The organism is Sphingobacterium sp. 40-24 (assembly GCF_001899705.1).
Lineage (GTDB): Bacteria > Bacteroidota > Bacteroidia > Sphingobacteriales > Sphingobacteriaceae > Sphingobacterium > Sphingobacterium multivorum.
Genome location: NZ_MKWH01000037.1, coordinates 25,003 through 38,287 on the forward strand (window position 1 = coordinate 25,003; position 13,285 = coordinate 38,287).

The following is a 13,285-nucleotide window of genomic DNA, read 5'->3' on the forward strand; positions in this document are numbered from 1 at the left end:
TTGATTGTCCTAAAATATGGTCGTTAAAGTATGCGCATTCGATGCTTATGGGCGACCTACAGTTTCAGATAAATAGGTAGCTTCTTCAGCAAGATCGCATACCACAACATCGCAAAAGCCCAAAGCAATGAACCGGCAATAGCTAAGCCCATATACTCCGATTGTTTATAGAAGAACAGGGGAAGATGAAAACCCCAGCAGATAAAGTAGATTAGATCGGGAGCAAGATAGGTCGTTAATGAGTTCTTTCCAGCCTCCTCAAAAACCCGCATACCCCGCTGGTAGCCTTTCACGTCTATGAAATAATAAAGCGGTATCAAAAGCAATACGCTAATCCCGCAACAAACCAATGCCCAACTCGGCGTACCATGGATTTTGGATAAAATAAACCAAAAACGCAAAACAAAACCCATAGCCAGCCAGATCGTGGCAAGGAGAAACAAGATACGCAACAAGATGCGCGGCGTTGCCGCATATCGTTTCATAAGCATTCCCACAAGTGTTCCGGCTAACACAATACAGGGTATATTACCGGATAATAGGACATGCAGATACCGTCCAATGCCAGAAAGTTCAATTTTTAATTCGGTGTGAGCCAAAATATTGAGCAGAAAAAATATCAGCCAGCCACATACAACAACGATTATCCTACCCCGACTCAACAAGAAAATAGAAGCCGCGGCAAAATATCCCCATCCAATCAGCCCTAAAATCCCCCACCATCCTACTTCCAGCCCCTTTCCATCAGAGGCTTTAAACATGTATACGAGATAAATAATACCCACTACACCAACAAGACGCATCCCCTTAAAAAAGAGCTGATAGGTAGAATCTTTCGGATAATGATTCCAAATCAGAAAAACGAATACATACAGCAGTCCCAACCACAACAAATGCGACATTCCCGTCAGCTGTGGATCAACTCGCGAACCATTCAATATCAATACCCCAATAAGCAATAAACTTAATGTTCTGATCAGCATATGAACAAAAATAACCGTTGTCGACGATCCTAACTTTTCCCGGGCTGCCACAGCATAAGGAACAGCCACTCCAACCATAAAAAGAAATCCCGGGAAAACCCAGTCCGCCAACCCCATTCCGTCCTCATCTGCTTCTGTATGAACCAACCATTTAGGCACAGCTGGAATAAACAGGTCATTAACAAATAACATCAGGAATAGCGTAAGACCACGCATAACATCCATTGAACGGATTCGGATTGTAGGTACAGCTTGCAATGCGTTCATAATTGATTCGTTGTGTTCAAAAAGTAGCTATCAGCGTAGCTGCTTAGCCCATCTCTTTCCTGGATCCTTCTTAGATAATTTTTTAGTGATTTTATGGCGACCGGAACCTGGTGAAAAATTCCCGCATAGAAAAATTCCTGTATAACGAAACGAAAAGACAGGCTATTTCGCTAAGATTTATCATCAGTAACGCTAATGAGATATCTTTGAATAATCTAAGATGAGAAAAAAATAACACTATATAGTGAAATATTTGTTCAAATTAGTGTAAATTTTACTCATAAAACACAGAAATCGTGTACTTTACTGCAGTGATCCTTATAAACGACAACTTACAAGCCAGTCAACGCACAAAAAGAAATGTCATACATGCTCGAATTGTTACTTTTATGATCTGTATTGTATTGCATATAAAAAGCAATTTATCTAAGTTTGACAAAAACAAATTTACGATACAGCCGATCTACATGAAATTCATTCTTTTTATCTGCTTGTTCTTCGCAACACAAGCTATCTTCGGACAGAATATCAGCGTCGTCCAAACAACAAATAAACAGTACAAACCATGAATCAATTAAAATTTCGTGACGCCACGCAACAAGATTTACCACGCATCGTAGAAATATACAATTCTACCATAGCCTCTCGCATGGTCACAGCAGACACTAGTCCCGTATCTGTCGCCAGTAGACAAAAATGGTTTGACGAACACAACGCTTCGAAAAGACCCCTGTGGATGATAGAAGATGTAAATAGCCAGGTACTTGGCTGGGTAAGTTTTCAATCTTTCTATGGTCGTCCAGCTTATGATGCAACAGTAGAAATTAGTATCTATTTGAACGAACAGCAACGCGGCCGGGGCCTGGGTAAACAGATTCTCCAGTACTGCATTGATAAAGCCCCAGGTTTAGGCGTACATACCTTATTGGGATTTATCTTTGCACACAACTTGCCTAGTATCGCATTATTTGAAAAGATGGGTTTCAAGGAATGGGCCAACTTACCCAATATAGCAACCTTGGATCAGGAAGAACGTAGTCTAAAAATATTAGGTATACGAATTAAATAACAGCGTGACAATTTAATTACCCGTCATCAAAAATAAAATTGTTAAATTACAGTATTCATTAGATAAGATCTTTAATTCGGCAATATGAAACATTTTATCCAATTCTCCTTGATGTTGATTGCTTATGTATTCTTCTTTTCCAGCCCCCTGTTGGCACAAAATCCAGAGCGTACTAAAACCATCCCTATCGCAAGTGATTCGGCATACAGCAAGATAATACAAGTGCTTCAAGATGGCGGTTATTTTATTGTACAACTCGATCGGCCTTCGGGATTTATTCAAACTAGTACGTATCTCGAAAACAATAATCTCCTAAGCAACAAAGAAGGAGAGAAATTAATTTTCAACTTCCTGATCAGCCCTTTACAAGCTAAAAGAGCAAAAATAGTTTTAAATATATTTTCAATAGAGAGGCGTAAAGGCGGGAGCTTTGATGCACCTAATTATTATGATGAAGATAAGGGAATCGTCCGGGACAATAAAGCCTACCAGCAAATTTGGGATAGGATACTCCCCCTATTTCAATAAGTACAATCAAGATAAAGCCCAGCTGATCTCAGCTCACCTGGGCTTTTATTAAAAAAAATTAGATCGAGATAGTCAGCAAAGGAACATCCAGGCCTGAGGCCATCATACGTGTTTTACTGCGGTGGGTCAATGAGCTCCAAAAACCGTACTTATAGGGGATCATGACCAGCAGATCCGTACTGCTCTCTTTTACTTCGTCCCGGATCGCTTTTACAACCTCATTGGAGGTTACATTTTTGTAGTAATAACTTACGATTCCCATCACATCGTTGATGGTTTCACGTGTTTCTTTTCCTTTTTCCTCATTCAGCTGCTCAACAGTTTTTCGAATATTGAGAACCTCCAGTACCGCACCAAATTCAGCGGCAAAATCCTTGACTTTTTCAAGAATTTCCTTTTGTACACCACGAACAATATCACAGGCAAAAAGAATATGCTCCAGTCCCGTAAATTTTGCGCCCAGCGGAACGGAAAGAATAGGTATTTTTAACTTACTGATTGCTGCCGTGGTGGTATTCCCCAGCATGTCCTGATCAAAGGAACGTTTGGCCATTCCCATCACCAACAAATCCGCATTCGTCTCCTGGATGCATTTTGTCATCTGGTCATAAAACAAACCTGCCGCAAGATAAGGAATAGTCAAAACACCACTTTCGGCCGTAATCGCCTCGGCTTTACGTCGTAAAACCTTACTTTGATGTTCAAAAATCTTGAACATAGAATCGGGAGAAAGTCGAGCGTTCATTGCATGAATGGAAGGATTTTGAAGAGAAAATAAAACGAGCTCGTATTCTTTTCCTGCAAAAACTTCCATAATAAACTTTAAGGCATGTTCGGCCTCTTCAGCATAGTCTGTGGCAACAATAATCCGTTTCATATGGTCTAATTTAATTCAATAAAAAATCCCTTTTTATTACATTCAAGTTAACGAAAAATAATAAATCTATCAAACGGAGAATTGTCTCAACTGGGTCAATTTTCTCCCGATTTTTGGCTATTTTAAGTAGCTAGCCTTTACAAAAGATGCTTTTTTCAGATAATCGATACTTTGTTGTAAACCGGTATAAATATCGTTACGTGTTTCTTCCAGCTCAACAAAAATATATTGCAGGCCAGCAACTTTTGAATTGTTAAAAATTGCATCGAAACCGACCATACCACTTTGGCCAATTTCGCGGTGGTCCTTAATGTGCAAAGCCTTGAATCTGCCCGCATATTTATTGAAGTAATCAACCGGACTAACTTGCCCCATGACCGCCCAATAGACGTCCATCTCGAAGAATACATTTTCAGGATTTGTATGCTCTAACATATAATCGTACATCACTTTATCTTCCACTTTTCTAAACTCATGCGAGTGGTTGTGGTATCCGTAAATGATTCCTTGCTGACGGCATTTCGCACCCACAGCATCCAGGTAGCGACATTGCGTTTCCAGATCCTTAAGTGTTTTAGGTACATCCATCCAAGGCGTGACGATGTATTTCATTCCCGCTGCTTTGTGCGTAGCAATACATTCGTCCCACCATTTTAGGGATTCTGTAAAATCTCCAGAGCTTAACTCTTTCTCTGATAGCGTTTTCGTTGCATGTGATGAAATCACTTTCATTCCAGCTTTTTCAACTTTTGCCTTAAACTCTTGTGGGCTCAAGTTATATAATTTACCATCTTTGTATCCAGCAGCTTCCACTCCTGTATAACCCAATGCTGAGATCTTTTGCAGAATCTGGTCGAAATTGGCGTTTTTACCGATTTCTTCACGTACAGAATATAACTGTAGACCAATTTCCTTTTTTGCAGCTTTCTGCTGTGCAAATGTTGGACTAACAGCCAACATCATACATCCAGCTACCAATGTTCCGATAAGAGTTCTTCTTTTCATTTAGTGCTCAATTATTTATTACAGACTTCGTTTAACGCAAAATTATTTGTAAACGCAGGTTTACAGGTTGTTTAGGTTTGTCGCGTTAATTATAGCCGCAATGTATGCAAATACTCGAAAAAACACAATGCTTTACCGTTTTATTTATTCACGTCGCGTGCTCAGCGCTCCATAACATGCTTTTTTATAGGAATAAAAATATACCCAACTCAACGATTTACAACTTGCAACTGTTCTATTTACAATAACAAACAAGTTGAGTGATGGAAAATAAATATGAAACCCCCGAACATAGCGATCAAAAACAGGAAGAGAAACTACCTGATGTTGCCGTTGAGGAAAAAGATGATGAACCTGCCGGTCGAAATCTCAAGCGTACACTTATTATTGCAGTATGTGTGTTGATTGTGTTTTATCTGATCTATTATTTTATGAGTGGACAATAACAGGCGAATAGCCGCAACCATGCAACTCACCACAGCTCCGGCGGAACTTGACGGATTCTTGGAAACCGAAGCCGGGCAAGTCGACTTTTGTCGTCATACACAATCTGGTAGAATCTGACCAAAATTTCGGTCATTGTGCCGACGTACTCGACAATTTACCACGGCTCCGGTGGAACTTGACGGATTCTTGGAAACCGAAGCCAGGTAAATCGACAATATCTGCTTAAATAATTTCGTTTTTCATTCGCCTGTGTGCTACTAGATAATAACTTTTTATATTGGTTTACACAGGACGGTGACGTAGAGTCTATTTACTAAACAAATCTCAGTACCGATTAAATCATCTGTTATAACAAATATAAAAGAAAAAATAATAAGTACAAATTTTTAAACAAAATAATGAACTATATTTTGCGCAAATTGTCATTCAATTCGTTGTATGACGGATGAAGACAAAGCATTACTGGAAACAATTGGTTTACGCTTTCGCGCGAAACGAAATGATCTTTATTATTCACTACGGGATCTATCCCATCTAACAGGCATTTCAACAGGAACACTCAATGGTATAGAAAAAGGAAAAGACTTAACGCTCACAAATTTTTTAACCTTATGCCGCAGCCTGGAAATCCAACCGACGGTATTTTTTCAGCATGATATTGTTTTTAATTCGCCCTATTCCCTACCTCCTGATGCGCAGGAAAGAATCACGCTAAGCAAAAAACTGGATGACCTCGTCTATCATTCGGATTTTTTCCATTCAGCACGACGTGTTTCGGAAGTGTTGGTCCAATTGGGTATTGACAAGAGCCAAAGCAACAAATTCTCTGTTTATCTTACCAACTATTGTGAAGAGGGAGCCCTCGTCTATCAGCAGCATGGTAACTATAAAACCTATCGTAAAAAAAAGGTAAATAAAAAGGACTAAACTTCTTTGTTGGAAAGTTCACGAAAACGGTTTGCCCTTCTAAACGTTCCCAAATCATTAAAACGAACCCCATACTTGCGCAAAATTTCTTGTGCCTTCTTGCGCCCAATATGACGTACGTAAAATGTCTCATTGACGACAAAATGATGGATGCTATGTGTCCAACCGAAAAAGAAACAAAACAATTGCATCGGAAAAGTCCACCAAACTGTCAATACTTGCGTCTGCTCAATAACATTTCCAGCTTCAACATCACCAAAATAATGCATGTTTGATGTAATAAAATGCAAACAAAACTGACGTAATAAGTTTGGCAATAGAATAACATAAATGATCCCGTGCAGACTTATCAACATGTTATTAACATAGTGTGGAAAACTCAAATCTAACTCAAAAACCTCACTTAACCAACCAAATAAAAGGTCTGCAAAAAAGAAATATAAAATCACATGTGCAAAAATCGTCACTGGAACAATGCTCAAAAACATAATCCGTTTTAGTTTTGAAGAAGTCTCCAACTTTAGATTTCCATTTTTCACCTCGCTGTCCATATCGTTAAACATGCGATGCAGTCGAAAGAGCCCACCCAACACAACATCGGGAGTTGTTAACAGACGTTTGATCGACCACTGCTCGCCATTCGTAACACTGCGTTCCTCAACATCATGTAATGTACCCGAAAACTTATGATGATGATGCAAGGTCCTGCGTATCCAAGGATTTACCGTCAATGGACGTAATATCCATACACTAAAAAGCATAAAATGATGAATTGCCTTTTGTCTTTTAAAATAAAGCCAATGAATCAGATCATGCTCTATTTCATGCAACACGCCCATAAAAAACGCATTACTAACAATCATAAGCCAAGTCGGAACAACAGCGCGAAACCAAGCTATCGATACAACGACAATTGCCAGGATCGCCAGTGCGAATAGAGCCATTCCGATACTGTTCTGACTTTTTAAGATAGGATACATTCCTTTAAGCTGCTGGTAGGAAAGATTTATTTCCCTCCTAATCTGGCTCGACTTTTCCTGATGTGTCAAATTCGATGTGATTTAATTGGTAAAAATAAGGATTTTTTCGCAGACATCTGACATGTTAGGTAGAATGCCCCCACCTACTAATAACCATAATAGGCTCTAAAAAATATTTCCAAAAACTGTAACAAAACGAACGGGGCTAATACTAATGAATTAAAATAAACTTATAAACATAAACAGGTATGGAAAAGAAATCAATTTACAACTGGAAGAATAATTTGTTCGGAACTAAATCAACCCTCTACCGCAATGAAGCAGTTATAGGAAGTTTAGAATCTATCAATTGGAATCTGGACGCTCATGTTTCTATCCACAACGATCAGTTCCGTTTCAAAAATAGGGGATTTTTCAACCCATACACGGAGATTCGCAATCAAAACAATGAACTGATCGGCGATATTGAATATGATACCTGGACAACTAAAGCCACTATTAGCCTAATCGATAAAAAATACACGTGGAGATCAAAAAATATGTGGATGACCTCCTGGCAAATTGAGAACGAGCAAGGGGAAGTTGTCGAAATCAAACCTTCTTCGCTCAAAAATGGAGGGAAAATAGAAAGCTTTGAACATAGCGAATTGATCTTGTCTATTAGTTTATATCTTCAAAAACGTATTACAATGATGGTTTCTATAGTTGCCCTGATCCCACTATTTACCTTACTACTAGGTTAACGTAGCAGCCAACTTCTAATATATATCAGTCAAAGCAGATCACTCCTCGGATCTGCTTTTTTTGTGCAAACCATTAAGTAAGCAACAAGCGATCTCATCCCAAAAAAAATAATGCAATTAAAGGGATTTGGTAGGGACCTTATAGGGACCTCATTCGGATGAAGCCGTCTTAACTACCTATTAACTCCCTATTACGTAACACCTTATTTACAATTATTTAACAGATTAAACTAAACTTATCTATTCGTTGTGTGTTAGTACCCCTACACATTTAATTTAATACTATGGCAAATGTAACACAGGGTGTAAATGGTCCTCCCTCGGGCAAAGTGGGGGCAGTTGTTTTTTGTAAATGGAAAGAGATCAATTATGTCAGGTCTCTTCCGAGGGTGAATAAAAAAAGAGCACTTTCTGAAAAGGAAGTGAACAACCGAAACAAATTTGGACTTATGCAACAATTCTTAAGTCCTTACACAAAAGTCATACGGCTCGGCTTCTCAACCTCCGCCAAAAATATGACAGCATTTAATGCAGCGATGTCCTATAACCTTCACCATGCCATGCAACAAGACGATGAAGGTTTTCATATCGATTATGAAAAGATTGCCATAAGCCCGGGAATTAAATTCATCAACAGGAGAAATAAAATAATTCAAAAACAAACACACAACACACTTAATCACAATAAGATAACAACATTTTAACACCGAATTCATGTTAATATGCTTACTTCGTATAAGCGATATGATTTACAATCGATGGTTTCAACAGCCACATCAATTTCGGCCATGAAGCCAATCGTCTTTATATCTAGTAGGCATTTGGTTACCCCCTCAGCAATCCTCAACACATATCCATGTGCAAGTCCTACTACTTTCTCTATTCAGTTCGGCAAGCTCATACCTTGCCGAACATTCTATTACCCAACGGATCCCCGATTACGATTTAACTTCCAAAAGGATCTGTCTTTTTTTCGGTCTTTACGATTTTAACCAAATGCTCCAATGCATTTTTCAGACGCTTAGCATCTTCTTCCGTTTGGATCGCCCATAAAATTTCATCCGTGCTTGGCGAAGACTTAAATCGAATTTGATAACCGGATTTTACTCTTGCAATGACAAGTACATCTGATTTGGCAATATCACTTCTAAAATGCTGGCCACTGGAAAGAAAGACTGTTAACACCTTCCCATCTACCGTTACCGTGTCAATTTTCGTATCCTTATAACGGTAAGCTACCTTATATAGCTTATTAATATAAGCCATGGTCTGTTGTTTATTCAAGCTCGCATTTTGGGCTACTGATGGCACTGTAATACCAATAGCCAAAAGAAAGCACAAGAAAAAATTCTTCATTTATCTAACATTTTTTATTTCCATATACTATAACAACACATCGCTCAGATTGCACTTACTCACCAAATATCACATAGCGCAAAGCAGCAGAAGCAAAATACGTTCCTTTTATTGATGAACTAAAAATATAGATTTTATTTACTTTTTTACCTATTGCCCCACAAACTAAACTTATTTCCAGTAGCCGCATTTCGATTGCTGCTACTGAAAAATTCATCTTTAGCCATTTTTAGTTATTCTTTCGATCTCGATAAATCCCGTGCATTCTCTGCCATACGGATAAATTCAGCACGATAACCTTCCTCATCTTTGCCTTTGGAAGCTTTTGCGCGCGCGATGAGCTGATCAAAACTGGCCTTTTGCTTAAAATCAGAATCACGAAGTAATAGACCAAGTTCCGCTACCGCAGTGGCGAACTGTAAATCTTCACTCACGCGATTCAATTCCGTAACAGTAGTTCCTATCACCTTTTGTTGCAACTTGCTTTTCTCCCCTTCGGGCTCCTTATACCGAAATTTCACGGTTGCCAGTTCAGCATTTCTCCGCTCAGCTACCTGATCCGCTTGTTGTTGATATTTTAAGGGATCTACCGTTCCGACCATCCCAGACTCCACACCGACCGGTACAATTTCATATAGGGCTGTCACCACATGACCTACCCCCATATCACCTCCCATCTTTTGATCGTCATTGAAATCTTCAGCTTCCAACAAGCGGTTTTCGTACCCCACTAAACGGTATGCCTGCACATAACTGGGATTAAATTCGACCTGGATCTTGACATCTTTCGCAACGGTAAACAAGGTTCCCCCGAATTCGGTCACCATCGCTTTTCGTGCTTCAGAAATGTTGTCGATATACGCATAATTCCCATGCCCTTTGTCTGCAAGGATTTCCATCTTACTGTCCTTCAGATTCCCCATGCCATACCCCAATACTGTGAGGAAAACCCCCGATTTACTTTCTTTGGCAATCAGCTCTTCCATCGATTCGTCACTGCTTTCCCCAACATTGAAATCGCCGTCACTAGCCAAAATAATCCGGTTGTTTCCACCTTTGATAAATTGTTGCTTCGCAATTTCGTAAGCCTTCTTAATTCCTGCAGCTCCAGCCGTACTTCCACCGGCTTCCAGCTCCTCAATAGCCGATTTAATTTTCATCTTTTCATCACCGGGCGTACTCTCCAGTTTTACCCCTGCCGATCCAGCATAGGTCACAATGGCAACATGGTCTACAGCACGTAGTTGATCAACCAACATCTTCAGCGAAGCTTTCACCAAAGGCAGACGCCCCGGTCCCATCATTGATCCCGACACATCGATCAAAAACACCAGATTGGAAGCTTTAAGATTCGCCGTCGGTATATCTTTCGCCTTTAATGTTACGCGCATGAGCTGATGTGTAGTATTCCAGGGTGCCTTGGTCAATTCGGTGACGATATTTACAGGTTCGCCATTCTTAGGTCCGGCCACTTGATACTGAAAGTAATTGATCATCTCTTCAACCCGTACCGCATCTTTTTCAGGTAGTGTTCCTGAATTGATAAAACGACGTACGTTACTATAGGAAGCAGCATCAACATCGGCCGCAAATGTTGATAAAGGTTCTTTTCGTGGATTGATAAACTTGTTTTCCTTTATTTTTTGATAAGATTCTAGGTTCTGATTAGGCACATAACCCGTCCCTCGAATATACAGACCCGATACTTGCCCTGACAAAGCTGCATTAACATTCATCACCGACGCCGTCTGACGCTTCGCCCTGCGCTCAGATCCGGTCACCACAACTTCATCCAGTGTGGTGTTTTGTTGCGCCAAGGCCACATCAATCGTTGTCCCATGATTGACCGCTATCCGTTGCTCAAGATATCCGATATAACTAAAAATCAAGGTATTTTTACCGTCAAGGACTTGAATACGATAGTTTCCCTTATCGTCGGTCCGCACCAGCGCTTTTGTAGCAACATTGCTCACCTGTACGCCCGCAAGGGCAGTCCCTGTATTCGCATCGACAACCTTACCGCTGACCTCATATCCCTGATTGGCATGTCCACCTAAGGATAGCAACAAGCCTATTACAAAAAGTATTGCTCTCATATCTTTACATTTTTGCCAAGGGATGCCACAAATATTAAATTTCCATAAACCAGAAAAAAAAAATATTTTTAGCCAATAAAATGTTCGCATTCAAGTCGTCAAAAATAGATACAGCACAAGACCACGAGCTCTTGCTGCACTACCAGGAATCCATGGAGCTCCAGGTATTGGGGGATCTATACCAGCGACATACCGAGATGGTATACTATGTTTGTTTACGGTATCTCCAAGATTCCGAATTGAGCAAAGATGCTGTCATGAATATCTTTGAAGAATTAATATATAAAGTCAACAAGCAAGAAATCAAGGACTTCCCAAGATGGCTTTATGTACTAAGCAAGAACCATTGTTTGATGTATTTAAGGTCTCAAAAGAACAAATCTCAAATTTCTTTGGATGAATTTGTGAAATTTCCAGGCGACGTGCATCAGTATGAACAATATGATGAAAAAGAAGAACAGCTAACAGCCATGGAAGGCTGTCTGGAAAAGTTGCCAGACAAACAGCAGCAGTCGGTCAGACTCTTCTTCTTAGAGGAAAAATGTTACAAAGAGATTAGCGAATCTACCGGTTATAGCTTGAACGAAGTAAAGAGCTATATACAGAATGGGAAACGGAATTTAAAAAATTGCATGGAGGCTTGGAATGAGCAACAGTAATTACGACATAGCATACTTAAAGAAATACGTCAACGGCGAATTATCTCCTACGGAGATGTACGCGCTTGAACGTGAGGCACAGCGTGACCCCATGCTGGCCGATATTCTTATGGGTATGGAAATGGATCAGAATAAAACCGTACTTACAACAATCAACAACCAAATTGCACAACGTGTTCAGAAAGATAATACCGCTAAAATAAAGGTCTTTGATTGGAAGAGACTTGCCATCGCCGCAGCGGCAGTGATCGTATTGGGGATTGGGCTCCTCCTTTACCGTCAACAGGACAAAAATTCATCCGAAGCGAGGCGTACCGCCGAAGTAAGTATTACGCAGGAAAAACCCAAAACAAAGGTTACAGCAGCAGATTCTATCATTCCTTCAGATGATATTGCATCAAAAATAGGACCTCAAGATCATTTGCCACAATTAGCCGATAATAACCGAACGCGGCTTCATGAACAGCATCCACTCGAAGAGGTGACCGTTTTATCCCGGGAACCATCCCTGCGTGTAAAATCATTGGAAGAAATGAAGGAAGGTCTCAATAATGATCGCCCTGTATTTGGATTAAGACCTGCAGACAGTACAATTGTTATCGGTTATGCACCAATGGCAAAGAAAAAAGATGCTTCCCAAACCATTATGATTCGTGGAACATCAAGTTTAAACAATACCCTTGCAGGCAGAGCTCCGGGTATTGCGATGCCACAACAACAAGGTACCCCGCTACAACTTACAATTCGGGACAAAGAGACAGGCTTACCTATTTCGGGAGTGACAATCATTCAACCCAATAGCAAGTTTGCGACAAATACCGACGCACAGGGCCAAGCTACCATCCAACCCAGCACAATGGATTCACTCGTCGACATCATGGCTCTGGGCTACAATTCTGTCGCATTGAATATGCGTCGCAGCAAAAATACGACGATCAAAATGCAACCTTCCGGCGCCTCACTTGATGAAGTCGTCGTTACAACGATGTCTTCACGCAAGTCAAAAAGTGCCGAACCTATCTGGGGCTGGAGATCGTTCAACAATTATATCAAGAAAAAAACAGCTAAAAGCCGTTATGAGGGCACTGTCCGTTTAAGCTTCTATATCGATAAAGATGGACTCCCAACAAATATCAGCGTTCTCCAAAGTGCAAATGATTACCTCGATGCCAAAGCCAAAGAGATTCTACTTTCGGGACCAAAATGGAAAGGGGAAGACTACCGCTATGTCACGTTAAGCTTCGAATTCACCTTGTAAGGATGCGATCTGAGCACATCCTATCTAATTACAACACAAGTTTATCTCGCTATCGGGACAAATAAGCAATCGCAATTGATCGATCCATTT

At 40.1% G+C, this 13,285-nt stretch carries 15 protein-coding genes; 8 read left to right on the forward strand and 7 right to left on the reverse strand.

What is annotated here, in order from left to right; translation table 11 throughout:
• Positions 1-56 precede the first annotated feature (56 nt).
• Complete coding sequence (locus BGP15_RS14870) at positions 57-1,250, reverse strand: DUF5009 domain-containing protein (protein WP_286769964.1); 1,194 nt, start codon at positions 1,248-1,250, stop codon at positions 57-59.
• A 565-nt stretch (positions 1,251-1,815) separates the two neighbouring features.
• On the opposite strand from BGP15_RS14870, the gene BGP15_RS14875 reads away from it, so the two are divergent.
• Positions 1,816-2,319 (forward strand): GNAT family N-acetyltransferase, encoded by a 504-nt coding sequence (locus BGP15_RS14875; RefSeq protein ID WP_286769965.1) that lies wholly within the window; start codon positions 1,816-1,818, stop codon positions 2,317-2,319.
• 84 nt (positions 2,320-2,403) lie between these two features.
• The gene (locus tag BGP15_RS14880; RefSeq protein WP_286769966.1) at positions 2,404-2,847 is read left to right on the forward strand and encodes a hypothetical protein; all 444 of its coding nucleotides are present in this window, start codon (positions 2,404-2,406) and stop codon (positions 2,845-2,847) included.
• A 58-nt stretch (positions 2,848-2,905) separates the two neighbouring features.
• On the opposite strand, the gene BGP15_RS14885 is transcribed toward BGP15_RS14880, so the two are convergent.
• Positions 2,906-3,724: a universal stress protein gene (locus tag BGP15_RS14885; RefSeq protein ID WP_070565812.1), complete on the reverse strand. Its 819-nt coding sequence runs from the start codon at positions 3,722-3,724 to the stop codon at positions 2,906-2,908.
• A 117-nt stretch (positions 3,725-3,841) separates the two neighbouring features.
• A complete protein-coding gene (locus tag BGP15_RS14890) occupies positions 3,842-4,729 on the reverse strand; it encodes a sugar phosphate isomerase/epimerase family protein (RefSeq protein WP_286769967.1) in 888 nt (295 codons plus the stop codon).
• A gap of 263 nt (positions 4,730-4,992) precedes the next feature.
• Here BGP15_RS14890 and BGP15_RS14895 point away from each other — a divergent pair, with 263 nt between their 5' ends.
• Both BGP15_RS14895 and BGP15_RS14900 read left to right on the forward strand, forming a co-directional pair.
• The gene (locus BGP15_RS14895) at positions 4,993-5,175 is read left to right on the forward strand and encodes a hypothetical protein (RefSeq protein WP_070565808.1); all 183 of its coding nucleotides are present in this window, start codon (positions 4,993-4,995) and stop codon (positions 5,173-5,175) included.
• Positions 5,176-5,614: 439 nt separating this feature from the next.
• Positions 5,615-6,103, forward strand: coding sequence for a helix-turn-helix domain-containing protein (locus BGP15_RS14900; protein WP_286769968.1), 489 nt, complete (start codon positions 5,615-5,617; stop codon positions 6,101-6,103).
• On the opposite strand, the gene BGP15_RS14905 is transcribed toward BGP15_RS14900, so the two are convergent.
• Positions 6,100-7,152 (reverse strand): hypothetical protein, encoded by a 1,053-nt coding sequence (locus BGP15_RS14905; RefSeq protein ID WP_286769969.1) that lies wholly within the window; start codon positions 7,150-7,152, stop codon positions 6,100-6,102. The genes BGP15_RS14900 and BGP15_RS14905 overlap by 4 nt on opposite strands.
• 179 nt (positions 7,153-7,331) lie before the next feature.
• On the opposite strand from BGP15_RS14905, the gene BGP15_RS14910 reads away from it, so the two are divergent.
• Entirely contained in the window at positions 7,332-7,826 is a 495-nt protein-coding gene (locus BGP15_RS14910; RefSeq protein WP_112375554.1) for a hypothetical protein, read from the forward strand.
• Between the two features lie 284 nt (positions 7,827-8,110).
• A complete protein-coding gene (locus tag BGP15_RS14915; RefSeq protein WP_286769970.1) occupies positions 8,111-8,530 on the forward strand; it encodes a DUF6266 family protein in 420 nt (139 codons plus the stop codon).
• A 241-nt stretch (positions 8,531-8,771) separates the two neighbouring features.
• Here the strand turns inward: BGP15_RS14915 and BGP15_RS14920 are convergent, their stop codons facing one another.
• Genes BGP15_RS14920 through BGP15_RS14930 form a run of 3 tightly spaced genes read right to left on the reverse strand, consistent with a single transcriptional unit; the run spans position 8,772 to position 11,278 of the window.
• Positions 8,772-9,182, reverse strand: a complete 411-nt coding sequence (locus BGP15_RS14920) for a hypothetical protein (RefSeq protein ID WP_070565800.1) — start codon at positions 9,180-9,182, stop codon at positions 8,772-8,774.
• A 55-nt stretch (positions 9,183-9,237) separates the two neighbouring features.
• Positions 9,238-9,399 (reverse strand): hypothetical protein, encoded by a 162-nt coding sequence (locus BGP15_RS14925; protein WP_286769971.1) that lies wholly within the window; start codon positions 9,397-9,399, stop codon positions 9,238-9,240.
• 16 nt (positions 9,400-9,415) lie between these two features.
• On the reverse strand, positions 9,416-11,278 hold the full coding sequence (locus BGP15_RS14930) for a vWA domain-containing protein (protein ID WP_286769972.1): 1,863 nt from the start codon (positions 11,276-11,278) through the stop codon (positions 9,416-9,418).
• 80 nt (positions 11,279-11,358) lie between these two features.
• Between BGP15_RS14930 and BGP15_RS14935 the strand changes: the two genes are divergently transcribed.
• Positions 11,359-11,937, forward strand: coding sequence for an RNA polymerase sigma factor (locus BGP15_RS14935; protein ID WP_070565798.1), 579 nt, complete (start codon positions 11,359-11,361; stop codon positions 11,935-11,937).
• Complete coding sequence (locus BGP15_RS14940) at positions 11,924-13,195, forward strand: TonB family protein (protein ID WP_286769973.1); 1,272 nt, start codon at positions 11,924-11,926, stop codon at positions 13,193-13,195. The genes BGP15_RS14935 and BGP15_RS14940 overlap by 14 nt, the downstream gene beginning before the upstream one ends.
• Positions 13,196-13,285 lie beyond the last annotated feature (90 nt).

What these genes read in the sequence shown, in the direction of transcription:
- BGP15_RS14870 (WP_286769964.1), bottom strand. Translation starts at nt 1,250, where the DNA reads ATGAACGCATTGCAAGCTGTACCTACAATCCGAATCCGTTCAATGGAT.
- BGP15_RS14875 (WP_286769965.1), top strand. Translation starts at nt 1,816, where the DNA reads ATGAATCAATTAAAATTTCGTGACGCCACGCAACAAGATTTACCACGC.
- BGP15_RS14880 (WP_286769966.1), top strand. Translation starts at nt 2,404, where the DNA reads ATGAAACATTTTATCCAATTCTCCTTGATGTTGATTGCTTATGTATTC.
- BGP15_RS14885 (WP_070565812.1), bottom strand. Translation starts at nt 3,724, where the DNA reads ATGAAACGGATTATTGTTGCCACAGACTATGCTGAAGAGGCCGAACAT.
- BGP15_RS14890 (WP_286769967.1), bottom strand. Translation starts at nt 4,729, where the DNA reads ATGAAAAGAAGAACTCTTATCGGAACATTGGTAGCTGGATGTATGATG.
- BGP15_RS14895 (WP_070565808.1), top strand. Translation starts at nt 4,993, where the DNA reads ATGGAAAATAAATATGAAACCCCCGAACATAGCGATCAAAAACAGGAA.
- BGP15_RS14900 (WP_286769968.1), top strand. Translation starts at nt 5,615, where the DNA reads ATGACGGATGAAGACAAAGCATTACTGGAAACAATTGGTTTACGCTTT.
- BGP15_RS14910 (WP_112375554.1), top strand. Translation starts at nt 7,332, where the DNA reads ATGGAAAAGAAATCAATTTACAACTGGAAGAATAATTTGTTCGGAACT.
- BGP15_RS14915 (WP_286769970.1), top strand. Translation starts at nt 8,111, where the DNA reads ATGGCAAATGTAACACAGGGTGTAAATGGTCCTCCCTCGGGCAAAGTG.
- BGP15_RS14920 (WP_070565800.1), bottom strand. Translation starts at nt 9,182, where the DNA reads ATGAAGAATTTTTTCTTGTGCTTTCTTTTGGCTATTGGTATTACAGTG.
- BGP15_RS14925 (WP_286769971.1), bottom strand. Translation starts at nt 9,399, where the DNA reads ATGAATTTTTCAGTAGCAGCAATCGAAATGCGGCTACTGGAAATAAGT.
- BGP15_RS14930 (WP_286769972.1), bottom strand. Translation starts at nt 11,278, where the DNA reads ATGAGAGCAATACTTTTTGTAATAGGCTTGTTGCTATCCTTAGGTGGA.
- BGP15_RS14935 (WP_070565798.1), top strand. Translation starts at nt 11,359, where the DNA reads ATGTTCGCATTCAAGTCGTCAAAAATAGATACAGCACAAGACCACGAG.
- BGP15_RS14940 (WP_286769973.1), top strand. Translation starts at nt 11,924, where the DNA reads ATGAGCAACAGTAATTACGACATAGCATACTTAAAGAAATACGTCAAC.